Below are 17,504 nucleotides of genomic sequence, written 5' to 3' on the forward strand. Positions count from 1 at the left end.
AGGTAGATAGGGCAGAGGTGGAAGTGTGGTAACACATGGAGCTGACTGCTACTAATAGGTCGCAAGCTTATCCAAAGACGGAGAAAGGCGGATGTGGGTACGCGAGAGCGGAAGGAAGCACAAAGTGATTCCGAACGGGAGAGCGTAGACACATAGAAAAGACGCTGATCAAAGCAATCGGAAGGGTAAAAAAGACTTGTAAAGATCGGAAAGATATGATATTCTGTATGTGGTTTTGAAGGTATGTGTAAAATATAGTACCTTTTGAAGTATTCCTCCTTAGCTCAGTCGGTAGAGCATGCGGCTGTTAACCGCAGTGTCGTTGGTTCAAGTCCAACAGGGGGAGTTTCTTTTGACCCGCAGTGCTTACTAAGGGGAAAGTAAATACGGCTCCTTGGTCAAGCGGTTAAGACATCGCCCTTTCACGGCGGTAACACGGGTTCGATTCCCGTAGGAGTCATCGTAGTCCGCCGATGTGGCTCAATTGGCAGAGCAGCTGATTTGTAATCAGCAGGTTATCGGTTCGAGTCCGATCATCGGCTTCTTGGACCTTTAGCTCAGTTGGTTAGAGCAACCGGCTCATAACCGGTCGGTCCTGGGTTCGAGTCCCCGAAGGTCCATTTTAATCAAATAAATATTTGGCCCAGTGGCTCAGTTGGTTAGAGCGCCGCCCTGTCACGGCGGAGGTCGAGAGTTCGAGTCTCTTCTGGGTCGTTATGGGGTCTTAGCTCAGCTGGGAGAGCATCTGCCTTACAAGCAGAGGGTCATAGGTTCGAGCCCTATAGGCCCCACTTTTCTTTATAAAAACTGAATATGCCGGCGTGGCGGAATAGGCAGACGCAAGGGACTTAAAATCCCTCGAGGGCAACTTCGTACCGGTTCGAGTCCGGTCGCCGGCAGATAAAGCACTTTCAATTTATGATTGAAGGTGTTTTTTTTGTGTTTATGGCAGTAATAGCTGCAGTCGATCATGGGTGGTGCGGGCTGCACAGTTATTTTACTGTGAAAATGACAAAAATGTCACTTGCAAATTCACCACAGTGTCATCTTCCTGTTTTATACTGTTTTTAAAGCCGGAATACAAAGGAAGAACAACTGCACACCGCTTTAGAGGGGGAAGAGGAGGAAAATATGGAGATATTGAGATGTGAAAATCTGACGAAGGTTTACGGGAAGGGGGATACCTGTGTCAAAGCATTGGATAACGTTTCGTTTTCTGTGGAGGCTGGAGAATTTGTGTCCATCGTGGGGCCTTCTGGCAGCGGAAAATCAACACTTTTGCACATTTTGGGTGGAGTAGATAAGCCGACAGGGGGAAAGGTGTGGATTGGAGGGACGGATATTCATGCGCTGAATGAAGATCGGATGGCGATTTTCAGAAGGCGTCAGATTGGTCTGATCTATCAGTTTTATAATCTGCTTCCAGTGCTGAATGTTGAGGAGAATATTGTCTTGCCGCATCTGCTCGATGGCAGAACGCTTGATCGGCAGAGACTTACTCAGGTAGTGAAGAGTATGGGGCTGGAGGAAAGAAGGTATAATTTTCCGGAGCAGCTCTCAGGAGGTCAGCAGCAGAGAGTATCGATCGGACGTGCACTTTACAATCATCCGGCAATTTTGCTGGCGGATGAGCCGACGGGAAATCTTGACCGGAGAACGGGGGAAGAGATTATTGCTATGATGAAGCGGGCAAACCGGGAATTGCGTCAGACACAGCTTCTGATCACGCATGATGAGCGGATTGCTTTACAGGCAGACCGGATGCTCTGGATTGAGGACGGACGGATACTCAGAGATGAGAGAATCCGGGTGATCGGAGGTGCGCAGCAGTGAGAGGCAAAAACATCGTGTTCTATGTCACCAGGCAGTATATGAAGAAAAACAGGTGCCGGACAGCTACCACGTTTGCAGGGATTGTCCTGATGGTACTGCTGATGACCTGCGTCTTTATCGGAAGGGATACAGGTGTGAAGTATCTGGAGGCACTGGCCTCTCAGAAGAACGGCAGGTATCACGCGTCTGTATATGATATTTCAGAAACAGAGTATCAGGAGATCCTGCGTTTACCATATGTAAAACAGACGGCAGCATCGGCAGGCCTTGGCAGTACGGTATTTGAGCTTTCGGCCAATGAGGAGCGCCCGTATCTGAATATCAAGGGATATACGAAAAACTGTTATGAATGGATGAATATTTCTTTGGCAGAGGGGAGGCTTCCGGAAAATGAGTCGGAGATCGCAGTCAGCAGGAGCGCTGTGGAGGATGGTTCTTCGATGAAATTAGGGGATCGCATAGACGCTGAATTTTTTGAGCGGTCTATTACCGGTATTGGCAGGGACGGCGGAACCACGTATTTTCCATTTTCCGGTCTGTCCATTCAGTCCGGTGATACCATGGATGTGCCGGAGAATTTTCCGTATTACGGAGAAAATGACAGCTTTCAGGAAAATCACCGGTATACCGGTGAACAGAAGCAGTATGAGATCGTAGGGATTATAGAACCTCCCGCATATGAATCCGGAGTTGCTGCGGGCTACACGGCGCTTACGACACTTACGACGGAGCAGGTGCTTGGCCGGGATTCTTTTAATCTGTCTGTGATATTTGATCAGGAGCTTTTGCCGGATACTTATTTTCAGGACTGGGAGAAAATGTTCCCTGACTGTGAGGTTGAGACGAATGATCTGCTGCTTGCTTTTTCGGCAGATTCTTCGGATACAACGATAAATCTCGTAGTAAGATATATGACGGTGCTGTTTACTCTTTTGATCATGGCAGTGTCTGTTGTGCTGATCTATAATGTGTTTCATATGTCCTTCCGGGAGCGCAGCAGGTATCTGGGCATGCTGTGCTCTGTGGGGGCAACGGGCAGACAGAAGCGCAGCAGTATTTATTATGAAGCATGTTATCTGCTGCTGCTTGGGCTGCCGTTGGGGATATTCCTTGGGATCGGAGTGGTCTGGATCGCAATGACGGCATTCCGGCCGCTGCTGGTGCAGTTTATGAATATTGGTTATGGGGCAGAGACGCTTGCTGTGCAGGTTCAGATTTCCATAAAAAATCTGGCTGCGGTGTCTGCTTTGAGTATCCTGACGGTCTTACTGTCCGCATATCTTCCGGCGAGAAGGATAGGAAGGATCGGTCCGATCGAGAGTATAAGGGGAAATACAGAACGAAAAAGCCGTACCTACAGGACGAGCAGGCGGGCGATCGGGCTGCTTGGTGCGCAGGGACTTTTGGCATGGAATACTCTGAACCGGCGCAGCCAGAAGATACGGTCCGTAGCGCGTGCGGCAGCCGTTTTTCTGGTCCTTCTTGCGGTCACAGCGTTTGGGTCAGAAAGTCTGCATCAGGTAATGGAAAAGAAGCTGCAGTCTGGCGGGCTTCGCATGAACCCGGAGAGCTGTGATTATATTCTGCAGGCGTACGGCTCTGCATTGGGCGGGGCTTATGAAGCGCTGAAGGAGGAGATTGTCCGGGATCCCGGCGTAGAGTCGGTGCAGGAATGGTATTTGGCGATGTTTATAGGCAATGTGGAGGCCGGTGTTTACAGTGAAGAATATTGGGAGGCAAGCTATGATATTTTTAACTCCTACCATCACGGGACACTTTCCAGAGAAACCTTTGAGAAGCAGTGGAAAAATCCCACCCCGCTGTGAATATGATCTCGGTAGATGGGGATATCTTCGGTGAAATGGCGAAGGCCTGTGGAATAGATCCGGATACTCTTGAGGAAAATTCCGTGCTCGTGCTCAATGAAGGAGAGTTTTCCACAGATAATGTGGGGGTTATGGGGATGGAACCGGACCGTTACAGATATTATCATGTCGACAATATGACGAGTCTGCACCCGGGAGATGAGCTGCCTGTGCAGTTTTATTCGGATCAGAAAGGAGAATATGTGACGAGGAAGCTGTCTATAGTCGGCTATGCGAAGACGGCGCAGCTGGAAAAATATCTGAGCGGGGCGGGCGATTATTATCTCTGGATCATAACCGGACCATCGGTCGGAAGAGATGTGATGGAGCTTACAAAGGATGCAGAGGGCGCTCCTTATATGACGCCGGAGCTCCATATCCGATTAAATGGGAAGGAGACGGATCTGATCCAGAGGCTCTCACAGCTTTCAGATCTGCAGGAAGGAGCTTTTTATCTGACAGAATCGGGCTATATACAGAGTATAGAGCATGCAGTGGTGGCTCTGGCGGATGGACTGCTGTTGTCTTTTGTGATTTTGTCGTCGCTGATCTGTCTTTTAAATCTGTTTAATTCTGTCCGTGGCTGGATGGCAGGCAGTATCCGTGAGTATGCAGTGCTGCGGTCCGTAGGAATGACGAAGGGGCAGATGAGGCAGATGCTGCTGCTGCAGTGCGGCGGGATTATTCTGCGTGCCGTACTGCTTGCGCTGCTTGGCTCAGGACTGCTGATCGCAGTGATCTACAATGGTATGACTGTGATATTCGGAAATCTGGTATTGCAGTTCCCGCTTCTGCTGTTTGTACTGGCTGTGCTGCTCGTTGGGATCGTTCTGGCAGTATTTAGCTTCTGGAGTCTGAAAAAAGAGCTGGAACAAAGTGACATTACAGTGATAAAATAGAGAAAATGATCAGCATGGCGTATGAGGAGCGGCATGACAGCGGGAGAGATGGAGGAATGCAGGCGTGAGAGTATTGCTGGTAGAGGATGATGCCATTATTTTGGAGGGACTGAAGTTTGCGCTGACGCAGGAGGGGTATCAGGTAGTGACTGCATCGGATATGGCGCAGGCACGGACGCAGATTTGCCAGGGGGAGCCAATTGATTTTTATTTGCTTGATCTGATGCTGCCGGATGGAGATGGCTGCACCTTATGCAGCGAGATCAGGCAGCACAGCAATGCTCCGGTACTGTTTCTGACGGCATGTGATGATGAGGTAAGTACGGTGCGCGCGCTGGAACAAGGCGCAGATGATTATATTGCAAAGCCATTTCGCATCCGGGAGCTTCTGGCGAGGATGAAGGCGGTCCGCAGGAGAACGGGCGGTACGCATACACCGCAGGTACAGGAAGCAGCGCAGTCAGACAGTGCTGTGATCGGCGATGTGCGGGTAGATCTTCGCACAGGCAGGCTGTACTGTGCGGAGGAAGAAATTTTGCTGACAGCAATGGAATACCGCCTGCTGCTGATTTTTCTGAATCACCGTGGACAGACGCTGACGCGCAGACAGATCCTGGGCTGTATCTGGGACGAGGCAGGAGAATTTGTAAATGACAACACGCTCAGTGTCTATATCCGGCGTCTGCGCGCAAAACTGCATGATACGCCGCAGGGACAGCTGATCCGCACGGTGAGGGGGATCGGGTATCTCATGGAATGAAGGAGCAGAAAAGTGGGAGGAAAGTGAGATGACAGAAACGGCGGCGTTACAGATAGCAGCCCTCCTTGCAGCAGTCCTTGCGGGCGTGTGCGTATGGCTGGCGATTCTTTTGCGCAGGGATCGCCGAAGAGAGCGGGAGCTTGCAGAGCTGACACAGTATTTGATGAGGCTTCAGGATCAGTCAGAGCTTCCTCAGCTGTCGCGGTGCAGGGAAGGTCAGACAGGTATTTTACAAAGTGAGCTTTATAAGCTGATGATCCAGATGAAGGAGCAGTCGTCAGGAGCGGTCCGGGAAAAGGAGTATCTGGCAGATATGCTTTCCGATATTTCACACCAGATTAAGACGCCTCTGGCGGCTGTTACGATCATGACGGATCTTTTGAAAACTCCGGGGCTCCCGGAGGAGAAGCGGATGGAATTTACACAGCGTATAGACGATTCGGTTACCCGCATCACGTGGCTGATCCGCAATCTTCTCACCCTGTCGCAGCTTGATGCGAACCGGCTGAAGCTGAAGCGGGAGCAGGTCATGGCCAGGGCGCTTCTGGATACGGTGCTCCAGCCGTTTGAGCTTTTGCTTGAGCTAAAGGAGCTGCAGCTGTGTGTGGAATGTGCACAGACGATTGAGCTGACCTGCGACAGGCACTGGAGCGGCGAGGCACTTTCTAATATCGTAAAAAACTGCATTGAGCATACACCTCCCGGGGGTCAGATCATGATATCCGTAAGCCAGAACAATTTTTCTACGAATATCTGTATCCGGGACAATGGCGAGGGCATTGACCGTGAACAGCTTTCCCACATTTTTGAACGTTTTTATAAAGGCTCCAATCAGTCTGCCGAAAGTGTGGGGATCGGGCTTGCCATAGCGGAAAAGATCATCACGCTTCAAAATGGAACTGTTACGGTGCAAAGTGAGGTCGGGAAGGGAACAGAGTTTCTGGTAAAGCTCTACAGATGAGCAAAGCGGCGCCCGGAAAAAGGCCCGGAAAAACAATGTTTCGGTTGCATTTTCCAAAAGAAAATGATACTATAGACCCACGGATAAAAGGGAGTAACTGGCATGCCGGAGCGAAGGTGATCCGGTATGTATCTTCAGGCGTCAATACGACGGCAGCAAGGACTGCTGTCCGCAGAAGGTTGAAATAGTGAGACTTTTACTACAGCTGCTGTAGTAGAGGTCTCTTTTATTTATATAAAAATAAAGTGATGCAAGGAGGAAGGTATATGGAATTTTTAACAGAGGGCTTACGTATGCTTACATGGCAGCAGGTGGTGATGTATGGAGTCGGTATCCTGCTGATCTGGCTGGCGATCAAGAAGGAGTATGAGCCGGCGCTGCTTTTACCCATGGGATTTGGCGCGATCCTGGTAAATCTCCCGGTGAGCGGAGTGCTCAATCAGGTATTGCCGGGCGTGGGTGAGACGAGCGGTATCATTGAGTGGCTCTTTCAGGTGGGGATCGAGGCCTCCGAGGCGCTTCCGGTACTGCTGTTTATTGGTATCGGCGCGATGATCGACTTTGGCCCGCTTTTATCAAATCCAAAGATGTTTTTGTTTGGAGCAGGCGCTCAGTTTGGAATCTTCGCGGCAATTTTGCTTGCAGTGATCCTCGGCTTTGATTTAAAAGACGGTGCAGCCATCGGGATCATCGGAGCGGCAGACGGACCTACCTCCATTCTTGTATCACAGATCCTGAAATCAGACTATATTGGTGCGATCGCTGTGGCGGCATACTCCTATATGGCGCTTGTGCCGGTGATCCAGCCATTTGCGATTAAGCTGGTAACGACGAAGAAGGAACGCATGATCCGTATGAACTATGAGCCGGCCAGTGTGACAAAGCGGACAAGGATCATCTTCCCGATCGCGGTAACGATCGTAGTCGGATTTGTTGCGCCGTCTTCTGTCGCTCTTGTAGGATTTTTGATGTTTGGAAACCTTATCCGCGAATGCGGCGTACTGAACACGATGTCAGAGACAGCACAGAATAACCTGTCGAACCTGATCACGCTGCTGCTTGGGATCACGATCTCATTTAGTATGCGTGCAGAACGTTTTGTGACTGTTGATACGCTGATGATCATGCTGATCGGTGTGTTTGCATTTGTAGTAGATACGATCGGCGGCGTGATGCTTGCAAAGCTTATCAATCTTTTTTCAAAGGAAAAGATCAACCCGATGGTCGGCGCTGCCGGTATTTCCGCCTTCCCGATGTCTTCCCGTGTTGTGCAGAAGATGGCGATGGAGGAGGACCCGGGCAATATTCTGCTGATGCATGCGGCAGGAGCAAACGTATCCGGACAGATCGCGTCTGTGGTAGCCGGAGGGCTGATCATCAATCTTGTGACATCCTTTTTATAAGCTGACAGGAAGGAGTGGGAAAACATATGGAAAATATACTCATGGCGCTGGAGATTATGTGGAAGGGCATGGCAGGCATTTTTGTCGCGGTTTTTATTATCATGGCGATCGTGTATCTGCTTGGAAAATTTGGGAAATAGACAGGAACATCGCCGGAAGAAATAGTTAAGAGAAACAGGAAAGCTGCGGCAGGAGAGATCTTGCGGCAGCTTTTTTACGGTACAGGAAAGTTCTCACTTTCCTATACCACAAAATCAAGATGCGCACGGATGCAAAAGGAAATGCATTGCTTCGCAATAGGCATCCGGCACAAGCACACTTTTGTTAAAGTGTTTCTGGACAGAGACGGGACTTAGCGGTATGATGGAAATAAAATAAAAGCGGGAGTCGGAGCAGATATCAGGAGGGAAGCGTGGCTGTGAGCTCAGAAAAAGGAAAAGGCATGACGGCAAATGCGAATACACAGCAGGAAATAAAAGCATATACGGTGATCCGATCCAGGAGAAGGACAGTGGCACTGCAGGTGAGAGAGGACGGCAGCGTGATCGTGCGCGCTCCGGACAGGCTTTCAGGCAGTGTGATCGAAGCCTTTGTGAGTGAGAAGCAGGACTGGATCAGACGTCAGAAAGAAATCTGCCTGGAGCGCAGCAAAAACAGGCTTTGTGTAAGCAGTGAACAGCGCAGGCAGGGAATGGAGCGCGCAGGCGAGGTGATTGCGCGCCGGACGGCATACTTTGCGGATGTGATGGGAGTCGATTATGGCAGGATTACGATCAGAGAGCAGAAGACGCGGTGGGGAAGCTGCAGCAGCGCGGGGAACCTGAATTTTAACTGGAAGCTTATCCTGCTGTCGCCGGAGGTGCTTGACTATGTGGTTGTGCATGAGCTGGCGCACCGCAGGGAGATGAATCATTCAGATGCATTCTGGCGGATCGTAGAGCAGGTGCTCCCGGATTACAGGAAGCGCAGGAAACTGCTTCGCGAAGTATATCTTTAGATATGAGGAGGGGAAGAAAATGATTAAGATTCTGATCGTGGAGGATGAGGAGCCGATCGCAAACCTGATACGGATGAATCTCGTAAAAGCGGGGTATCAGTGTGAGATCGCCTCAGACGGAGAGATGGCGGCAGATATTATTGCAGAGCGGACCTTTGATCTGATGCTGCTTGATATTATGCTTCCAAAGCTGAATGGATATGAAGTCCTGGAATACGCCAAGGAGATAGGGATCCCGGTGATCTTTCTGACTGCGATGGGGGAGACGCAGCAGAAGGTGAAAGGGCTGAAGCTTGGCGCAGAGGATTATATTGCAAAGCCATTTGATATTGCAGAACTTCTGGCGCGCGTGGAAACAGTGCTGCGCCGGTACAAAAAAACACAGAGACATCTTGGCTTTCTGGACATAGAGATTGATACAGATTCGCACACTGTCACCCAGGGAGGCCATCCGGTGGATCTGACGATGAAGGAGTACGAGCTGCTGCTTTTATTTGTAAGAAATAAGAACAGAGCGCTCTACCGGGAGACGATCTATGAAAATGTGTGGGGCGGGGAATATAACGGAACGGGCCGTACGGTAGATCTGCATGTGCAGCGTCTGAAGAAGAAGCTTGGTCTGGAGGACCATATCGTTGCGATTTATAAGGTAGGATACCGGCTTGTGATCTGAGAGAATATCAGGAGGAAGGGATGAAATTATCCTGGAAAATATTTTTTATTACAACACCGATCTTTATTATTTTTCTGACTGTATTTGGGACGTGGATGATCCAGGACAGCTTTTGGAACAGCTTTGACCGGGAAGTGGAGCAGTGCATGGTAGAAAACCAGATGTTCCAGAATGCCTATGAGCTGACGATCAATGCACTTCCCAGGGAGCAAAGGGACAGGGTATCCAAGCAGAAGATCGTGGAAAGCTTCCATCACAGAGATGCAGGCGGGAGCGGCGCGCGTATCCTCTCGGAGCGGAAAGAGGTCCTCTATCAGGACGGGGGCGTGGTGGTGCCGCATGGGATCCAGGAGAAACTGGACGCATCGCACAATGTAGGCTATGAGATCGTAAAGAAAGAGCAAGAGGTCTATATTGTAGTGATGAGTACTGGAACTTTGGATGAGTATATCGAGACAACAAAAAATATCTCGCAGATTTACAGCAACCGATCTCAGATGTATGAGCGTTATCAGATCGGTGTCCTTTTGGTGGCGGTCCTTTTGGGTGGGATCATTTTGCTTGTATTGTTCTTTGTGATGAGAAATATGCAAAAGCTCTCTAGGGCAACGCGCCAGTTTGCCACAGGCCAGTACCATACAAGAGTCAATATCCGCAGCAAAGATGAGATCGGTACGCTGGCATCCGATTTTAACTGGATGGCAAATGCTATGAATACGCAGATGGTACAGCTGCAAAATGAAGTGCAGCGGCAGGAAGAATTTACGGCTGCTTTTGCACATGAACTGAAGACACCGCTGACATCGATCATCGGATATGCAGACACGATCCGGCAGATGGAGCTTACGCCGGAGGAGACGGATATGTGCGCAGACTATATTTACCGACAGGGAAAGCGGCTCCAGTCTTTATCGTATAAGCTCCTGGAAATGACGCTTGCAGGACAGCAGGAAGTACCGCACCGCGAGATCTTTGTGCCGGACTTTTTGCAGGAGGTACAAAGGACAGTAGCCGAATCGCTTCTGGAGAAGCAGCTTACCATTCATGTGGAGGCACAGTCAGGTGTGATTTTTGGTGACAGGGAACTGCTGGGCTCTGTGTTTATCAATCTGATCGATAATGCGCGCAAGGCATCCGAGCCGGGAAAAAATATATGGGTATACGGTGTGGCTGTACCGGGAGGCTATACCGTAACAGTGGCAGATGAAGGGCGCGGGGTCACGCAGGAAGAGCTTGCCAGGATCGCGGAGCCATTTTATATGGTGGACAAATCACGTGCAAGAAAAGAAGGCGGCGCAGGTCTTGGCCTGGCGCTGTGCCGCAAGATCATTGATCTGCATCAGGGAAGCTGGCAGTTTGAAAGCGAGCCGGGAAAGGGCATGCGCATTACGGTACGGTTTGGGCTTCCAGAGGTGACCGGACGCGAGCGGGCACGCCGCAGGCGGACGGCAAGAAAGGACCGGAAAGAAAGTAAAAAGGCAGAAAAAAGCAGGTACGCAAACAGGCATGTCAGGAAGGAACTGCAACATTAGGCGGAGGAAGACAGGATGCATCAGAACAACCGGTGGAAAACAGTGATACAGTATACAGCGGGGATTGTGATAGTGGCGCTTTGCATTACTGCTGCGATGTTTTTGCCAGAGCAGTATGCGCAGTGGTCGGATGAGCAGACCATAGGAAAGGTGACTCTGTCTAAGCGGGATACGATCGAGTTTTTAAATATAGAAAAACTGGATATTGAGAAACGGCTGGAGATGCTTCAGAATGCGGATGATTTTTATTTTTTGGCGAATGACGGTCCAATGATGTATCTAAGTTCTGATGCGGAATTTATAGAAATGAGCAAACGTCTGATCGGCGGCTGGTGCGAGGCAGGGCTTTTGCCGGAGAGCTGTGAAAGGCTGCTCAGTGAAGCGATGGGTGATGTGGAGCAGTACTCATATCAAGTGGAGCTTTATCCTGTATGGTGGTATGGGATATTTGGAGATTATGAAGAGCAGGGGATGCTGCCGATGCTTACGGTTCGTGTCTCAGATGAATATGGGATGTGCAACCTGATTTTTGCCATGGATCCAGAGGTGGAGGTGCTTTACTGGGCAGTATTTAGCGGTGATATGGCGGTGCAGCAGATCATAAAGGAACTGGGATACGGCTCAAGCGATGAGGCGGAGCGGTATCTGCAGGAGCATGGAGAGCTGCAGGAGCCGCAGGTCGAGCCTCGGGAGATTGATTTTGCGGCGGCATTTGGGGCAAAGAGCGCGCAGGTACATGAGGAACCGGATCTTTTTGAGATAACGGCAAAGCTTACTTTTGACACGTTTGAAGCAGAGGCGATGCGCTGCCTGACATGGGCTAATGGGGGCACTCCGGGGATCGCGGCAATGTACGGCACAGACAAGGGGGCGCGGTATATCACAGAGCTGTTTGCCATGCAGGGGGCTGTGGCCGAATGTATCTCTACAGAAGAGTTTCTTGAAATGACAAAGAATGAGGGAATGCAGGAGAAGGAGGAGGCGTATAGTTATAATGAATAAGATGATACAACTTTGATACAATTTTGAGGACAATCTGATACACGGATCATTTATCCTCTTCGTAGAATATGCTACGGAGGGGATTTTTTTATGAATACATTTGAATATATTTCGCTGGATGATGAGGACTGCCAGGTGCAAAAACGCCGCAGGATGAACAGGGGAGCATGCGGCAGGGAGCAGGAGCGCGGTAAAAGGGGCCGCAGCCGCAGGACAGCGGGCGGTCCATTATTGGGGAAGCGACTCCTGCTTGGCCTGGTGATCGTAGCAGCGGGGACAGTCACAGCGTGGGGGCTGCAGGGAGGCAGAAGCGGGGAGGCGACCTGGGGAAACCGTGTTATTGAGTATTATGGCGAAGGACAGGGACAGGCAGATCTGCTGATGCTGGTCAATAAGGATCATCCGCTGCCGGAGACGTACGAGCCACAGCTCCACTGGCTGAACAACGGCTCCTGTGCGGTGGCGGAGGAGATGTATGGGGCATTAAAAGAGATGCTGACGGACGGATCCGAAGAAGGTCTGGAATTTGTCGTGGCGTCGGGATACCGGGACGCGCAGTATCAGCAGCAGCTTTTGGACGAGGATATTCTGGCGTCTATGGAAAGCGAAGGGCTCACCTGGGAGGAAGCGTATGCAAAGGAGACAAGAGAGACGATGCCTCCGGGATACAGTGAACACAGTACCGGATTGGCGGCAGATATCGTCTCTTTGGATTATCAGGTGCTTGATGAGGCGCAGGAGTATACGCCCGAGAATCAGTGGCTGCGGGAGAACTGCAGCAAATATGGTTTTATCCTTCGCTATCCGCGCGGTGCACAAGCAATCACAGGGATTGACTATGAGTCCTGGCATTTTCGCTATGTAGGGAAGGAAGCTGCGCAGGAGATTATGGAGCGCGGTATTACGCTGGAAGAATTTTTAGGAAAAGCATGAGACCGGAGCATGGCTTCGGGTGTCTGACAGATATGAGGAGGAATTGGGATGATAACGACGGAACAGATAGCGGGGGCGCTGGCGGACCGCGGCCTTTTGCTTGAGGCGCAGCGGGGAGCGGCAGCTGCAGTGACCCGCCTTACGTGTGATTCGAGACAGGTATGTCCGGGGGCAATGTTTATCTGCAAGGGAGCTGCTTTTCGGCCGGAGTATCTTGCTGAGGCAGCAAGACGCGGAGCAGCGTCCTATATCAGTGAGCGTGCGCTGCCGGAAGGCCGGGGATTGAAGCTGCTTCTGGTAAGCGATATCCGAAAAGCGATGGCAGCAGCGGCAGCATGCTATTTTGGTTATGCGCCGGGCTGTCCAAAGCTTACAGGCATTACGGGAACGAAGGGGAAGACAACGACGGCGTGGTATCTGAAGGCAATGCTTGACGCGTGGATGCACGAAGAGCACAGGCCGGAGACAGGACTGTTGTCTACGATCCGAAATTACGATGGAAATGAATGGAGCGATGCAGTGATGACCACCCCGGAGCCGGTGGAACTCCATGAATTTCTGGCGCGGACAGTAAAAAACAGACTGCTGTATACGACTATGGAAGTGTCGAGTCAGGCGCTTAAATATAAGCGCGTGCGGGAGCTTCGTTTTCAGGTGGGGATCTTTTTGAATATTTCCGAGGATCATATCAGTCCTCAGGAGCATGAAGATTTTGAGGATTATTTTAGTGCAAAGCTTTCCATGTTCCGTCAGTGCGACACGGCCTGCGTCAATCTTGACAGCGACCATGCGCAGCGGATTCTAAAAGCGGCCAGAAAAGCAGGACATGTCGTGACCTTTGGCAGACATCCGCATGCGGATCTGCGCTGCAGTAATATCCGCACCGGAGAAAACGGAACCAGCTTTACGGTATCGTGCGCGACATTTACAGAATCCTTTACGCTTGCTATGAAGGGGAGATTTAATATAGAAAATGCGATGGCGGCGATCGCCGCGGCATACGTGTACGGCGTACCGGTGCAATGCATGAAGCAGGCGCTGGCACAGACGAGGGTGCCGGGACGTATGGAAACGTTTGCGAGCAGAGACGGAAAAATCTGCGGTATCGTAGATTTTGCGCACAACCGTTTAAGCTTTGAGAAGCTTTTTGATGCAGTGTTCCAGGAATACAGCTCGTATAAAAAGATTATTACAGTATTTGGATGTCCGGGCGGAAAGGCGCTTAACAGGCGCAGAGAGCTGGGACTTCTCGCGGGACTTTTTTCTGATTACGTGATGATCACTTCCGATGATCCGGGAAAGGAGTGTCCGGAAAAAATCGCAGAAGAGATCAGGCGATATGTCGAGATGACAGGATGTGGCTGCGGCTTTTCGCAGGAGAGAAAGGATGCGGTGGCGCTGGCTGTGAGAAAGGCCGCGCAGTATGGGGAGAAAACGATGATCCTGCTTCTGGGAAAAGGCTGTGAGCGATATCAGAAGACCGGAGAGGGGCTGCAGGAATATCCGACGGACGCCGCACTGATGCAGGAAGCGATCCGTACGTATGAGGGATTTACATTTCAGGAAAAATGCCTTATTATGGAGGCATCTTAGAGGGAGAGAAGGTATCTGAAATGTTAAAAGATCTTGTAATAGCAAACAGAAGCTACAGAGGATTTGATGAGAACAGACGGATCACGCGGGAGGAGCTGGTGCAGATGGTAGATTGTGCGCGGCTGACAGCCTCCAGCGTGAATATGCAGCCATTCCGGTATTATCTGGCGTGGGAGAAGGAAGAGGTGGACCGGATTCAGCCGATCACAAAATGGGCGAAGAATCTTCCGGATCTTTCCCTGCCGCACGAGGGCATGTGCCCGACCGGATTCATCGTGATCTGTCAGGATACGCGGGTCTGGGAGTCCGTGGCGCGGTTTCAGAAGGATGTGGGGATCGCTGCTCAGACGATACTTTTAGAGGCCACAGAGATGGGGCTTGGAGGCTGTATGATCGGTAATTTTTCTGCAGCGCAGGTAAAGGAGACGCTGGGACTGGCAGAGTACCTGGCGCCGCTTCTGATCGTGGCAGTCGGAAAACCGGCAGAGAAGGTCGTGCTTACGCAGATCGGAGAAGGAGAGCCGACGGCATATTATCGCGATGAGGATGATGTACACTATGTGCCAAAGCGGAGACTGGAGGATATCCTCCTGAACTGACAGATAAGGAAAAACAGGTGCCTGGCAAACGTAAAATTTATACGGCCAGGCACTTGTTACGTGCAGCCGGAATATGATAATATAAGCGCATCAACAGACAAAGGAGCTTATACATGAAAGAGATCATAGCAGGGCTGCTGCTGCCGTTTGTCGGAACGAGCGCGGGAGCGGCCTGTGTATTTTTCCTGAAGGGAGAGCTGAACCAGCGAGTTCAGAAAATGCTGCTCGGGTTTGCCTCAGGTGTCATGGTGGCGGCATCCGTATGGTCGCTTCTGATCCCGGCGATGGATATGTCAGAACAGATGGGACGGTTTGCGTTTCTTCCGGCAGTTGTGGGCCTTGGAGGCGGCTTTGTTTTTTTGCTCGCAATGGATAAACTCATCCCCCATCTCCATCTGGGCGGGACCGAGGCAGAAGGACCGAGGGTGAAGCTGAAGCAGACGACGATGCTTTTGCTGGCTGTGACGCTACACAATATTCCGGAGGGAATGGCGGTCGGGGTTATTTTTGCAGGAATGCTTGCAGATCAGGCAGAGATCACTCTGGCAGGAGCGTTTGCGCTGTCGGTGGGGATCGCCATCCAGAATTTCCCGGAGGGGGCGGTGATCAGCCTTCCTCTTCGAAGCGAGGAAGGGCTGTCCCGGGGAAATGCCTTTGTAAAAGGTGTTCTCTCGGGCGTAGTAGAACCGATCGCAGGCGTGGCAACGATTTTGCTCTCGCGCCATATTACGCCGCTTTTACCGTATCTTCTGGCATTTGCGGCAGGAGCGATGCTCTATGTAGTCGTAGAGGAGCTGATCCCGGAGACGGCACAGGGAGAGCACAGCGACCTTGGCACCATCGGTTTTGCCCTGGGTTTTGCGCTGATGATGGTGCTGGATGTGGCGCTTGGCTAGTGCGGGCGGATGAGCCCGTATGAGAATGAGAAGGCAGGATAATAAGAGACAGATAACAAGAAAAAGAGTAAGAGAAAGACAGTAAGAGAAAAACAATAAGAGAAAAAATAAGAGAAAGACAGGTAAGGGATACTTGGGATGAAGACGAATAATCTTACGCAGGGCAGACCATGGCGTCTGCTGCTGCTCTTTTCTCTGCCTTTAATGGCAGGAAATATTTTTCAGCAGATGTATACGATTGTCGATACGGCAGTAGTAGGGAAGGTGCTCGGTGTGGAGGCTTTGGCTGCGCTCGGCGCGGTAGAGTGGCTGAACTGGCTTGCCCTCGGCGCGATACAGGGATTTACACAGGGATTTGCGATACTGATGGCACAGAAATTCGGTTCCGGTGAATACGCGAGGCTGCGGCAGGTCATTGCCAATTCTGTGCTCCTGGCAGCTGTGTGTGCAGTCGTGCTGACGGTATTTACGCAGGGCTGCGCGGATGCAGTGATGACGCTTCTGCAGACGCCGGCGCAGATCAAGCCGATCTCTATGGCTTATCTGAGGGTGCTCTTTGGCGGGATACCGGTTGTGATGGCCTATAATCTGGCGGCAGCGATCCTGCGCTCTCTGGGAAACGGCAGGACGCCTTTGATCGCAATGGTGCTGGCATCCTTTACGAATATCGGACTGGATCTCCTGTTTGTGCCGGTGCTCGGATGGGGAGTACAGGGAGCTGCCGCTGCGACGGTGCTTGCGCAGCTTCTCTCCGCAGTTTACTGCTTCTGGCATATCCGCAGGATTGATATTCTGCGTGCACCGGGAGAAAAAAGACAGGCAGAGGCTGCGCTTTGCAAAAGGCTGATGCTCCTTGGCGCTCCGATGGCATTCCAGAATGCAGTCATCTCTGTAGGGGGGATGATCGTACAGACGGTAGTGAATGGTTTTGGCGTTATCTTTATTGCCGGCTTTACTGCGACGAATAAGCTGTACGGGCTTTTAGAAACGGCGGCTACGTCATACGGCTATGCGATGGTAACGTACGCGGGGCAGAATATGGGAGCGGGCAGACCCAAACGCGTCTCACAGGGCCTTCGGGCAGGGATCGTGATCTCCATGGTCACCTCCTGCGTGATCACAGGGCTGATGCTTGTTTTTGGACGGCTGATCCTTAGCTGCTTTATCACAGCAGACGGCGGAGCAGGAGAGCAGGCGCTCGATATCGCGTTCCATTATCTGAGTATCATGGCGATCTGCCTGCCTGTGCTCTACCTTTTACATATTGTCAGAAGCTGTATCCAGGGACTTGGAAATACGATATTGCCGATGGCGTCAGGGATTGCTGAATTTGTGATGCGAACAGGGGCGGCGCTTGTGCTCCCGGCGCTTTTCGGGGCAGATGGAATTTTCTTTGCAGAGGTCCTGGCGTGGCTGGGAGCAGATCTGATCCTTGTGCCTAGCTATTTTTACGTGATGAAGAAGGTATTTGGCCGAAAGCCTCTGCCTTTAGAGGGATGAAGCGCTGGCAAACAGACCGGGGATATGGTAAAATGAGACAGAACCCTACAGAAAATAT

General features: G+C 51.1%; 15 protein-coding genes and 7 tRNA genes. All 22 read left to right on the forward strand.

Going from position 1 to position 17,504, the window contains the following annotated elements; genetic code table 11:
• The first annotated feature begins 273 nt into the window (after positions 1–273).
• The 22 genes from QOX44_RS11655 to QOX44_RS11760 all read left to right on the forward strand — a co-directional run bounded on the left by QOX44_RS11655 (position 274) and on the right by QOX44_RS11760 (position 17,446).
• A tRNA-Asn gene (locus QOX44_RS11655) sits at positions 274–346 on the forward strand.
• A gap of 42 nt (positions 347–388) precedes the next feature.
• A tRNA-Glu gene (locus QOX44_RS11660) sits at positions 389–460 on the forward strand.
• Positions 461–469: 9 nt separating this feature from the next.
• A tRNA-Thr gene (locus QOX44_RS11665) sits at positions 470–542 on the forward strand.
• 4 nt (positions 543–546) lie between these two features.
• Positions 547–620, forward strand: a tRNA-Ile gene (locus tag QOX44_RS11670).
• Positions 621–640: 20 nt separating this feature from the next.
• Positions 641–714, forward strand: a tRNA-Asp gene (locus QOX44_RS11675).
• A 4-nt stretch (positions 715–718) separates the two neighbouring features.
• A tRNA-Val gene (locus QOX44_RS11680) sits at positions 719–791 on the forward strand.
• A 24-nt stretch (positions 792–815) separates the two neighbouring features.
• Positions 816–899, forward strand: a tRNA-Leu gene (locus QOX44_RS11685).
• 232 nt (positions 900–1,131) lie between these two features.
• Positions 1,132–1,833, forward strand: a complete 702-nt coding sequence (locus QOX44_RS11690; protein WP_283683330.1) for an ABC transporter ATP-binding protein — start codon at positions 1,132–1,134, stop codon at positions 1,831–1,833.
• Positions 1,830–3,659, forward strand: coding sequence for an ABC transporter permease (locus QOX44_RS11695; protein ID WP_283683331.1), 1,830 nt, complete (start codon positions 1,830–1,832; stop codon positions 3,657–3,659). The genes QOX44_RS11690 and QOX44_RS11695 overlap by 4 nt, the downstream gene beginning before the upstream one ends.
• A 2-nt stretch (positions 3,660–3,661) precedes the next feature.
• On the forward strand, positions 3,662–4,597 hold the full coding sequence (locus QOX44_RS11700; RefSeq protein ID WP_283683427.1) for an FtsX-like permease family protein: 936 nt from the start codon (positions 3,662–3,664) through the stop codon (positions 4,595–4,597).
• A 64-nt stretch (positions 4,598–4,661) separates the two neighbouring features.
• Positions 4,662–5,357, forward strand: coding sequence for a response regulator transcription factor (locus QOX44_RS11705; RefSeq protein WP_283683332.1), 696 nt, complete (start codon positions 4,662–4,664; stop codon positions 5,355–5,357).
• A 28-nt stretch (positions 5,358–5,385) separates the two neighbouring features.
• Complete coding sequence (locus QOX44_RS11710) at positions 5,386–6,318, forward strand: sensor histidine kinase (RefSeq protein ID WP_283683333.1); 933 nt, start codon at positions 5,386–5,388, stop codon at positions 6,316–6,318.
• A 266-nt stretch (positions 6,319–6,584) separates the two neighbouring features.
• Positions 6,585–7,721, forward strand: coding sequence for a sodium ion-translocating decarboxylase subunit beta (locus QOX44_RS11715; RefSeq protein ID WP_283683334.1), 1,137 nt, complete (start codon positions 6,585–6,587; stop codon positions 7,719–7,721).
• Positions 7,722–8,139: 418 nt separating this feature from the next.
• Positions 8,140–8,718 (forward strand): M48 family metallopeptidase, encoded by a 579-nt coding sequence (locus tag QOX44_RS11720; RefSeq protein ID WP_283683335.1) that lies wholly within the window; start codon positions 8,140–8,142, stop codon positions 8,716–8,718.
• 19 nt (positions 8,719–8,737) lie between these two features.
• A complete protein-coding gene (locus QOX44_RS11725; protein ID WP_283683336.1) occupies positions 8,738–9,391 on the forward strand; it encodes a response regulator transcription factor in 654 nt (217 codons plus the stop codon).
• A 20-nt stretch (positions 9,392–9,411) separates the two neighbouring features.
• Positions 9,412–10,923 (forward strand): sensor histidine kinase, encoded by a 1,512-nt coding sequence (locus QOX44_RS11730; RefSeq protein WP_283683337.1) that lies wholly within the window; start codon positions 9,412–9,414, stop codon positions 10,921–10,923.
• Positions 10,924–10,938: 15 nt separating this feature from the next.
• Positions 10,939–11,925, forward strand: a complete 987-nt coding sequence (locus tag QOX44_RS11735; RefSeq protein ID WP_283683338.1) for a hypothetical protein — start codon at positions 10,939–10,941, stop codon at positions 11,923–11,925.
• Between the two features lie 90 nt (positions 11,926–12,015).
• Entirely contained in the window at positions 12,016–12,858 is an 843-nt protein-coding gene (locus QOX44_RS11740; protein WP_283683340.1) for a M15 family metallopeptidase, read from the forward strand.
• Between the two features lie 48 nt (positions 12,859–12,906).
• On the forward strand, positions 12,907–14,451 hold the full coding sequence (locus QOX44_RS11745; protein ID WP_283683341.1) for a Mur ligase family protein: 1,545 nt from the start codon (positions 12,907–12,909) through the stop codon (positions 14,449–14,451).
• 20 nt (positions 14,452–14,471) lie between these two features.
• Positions 14,472–15,050, forward strand: coding sequence for a nitroreductase family protein (locus QOX44_RS11750; RefSeq protein ID WP_283683342.1), 579 nt, complete (start codon positions 14,472–14,474; stop codon positions 15,048–15,050).
• Between the two features lie 113 nt (positions 15,051–15,163).
• Positions 15,164–15,946: a ZIP family metal transporter gene (locus QOX44_RS11755; protein WP_283683343.1), complete on the forward strand. Its 783-nt coding sequence runs from the start codon at positions 15,164–15,166 to the stop codon at positions 15,944–15,946.
• 138 nt (positions 15,947–16,084) lie between these two features.
• Positions 16,085–17,446 (forward strand): MATE family efflux transporter, encoded by a 1,362-nt coding sequence (locus tag QOX44_RS11760; protein ID WP_283683344.1) that lies wholly within the window; start codon positions 16,085–16,087, stop codon positions 17,444–17,446.
• Positions 17,447–17,504 lie beyond the last annotated feature (58 nt).

The organism is Parablautia sp. Marseille-Q6255 (assembly GCF_951230155.1).
GTDB lineage: Bacteria > Bacillota > Clostridia > Lachnospirales > Lachnospiraceae > Choladousia.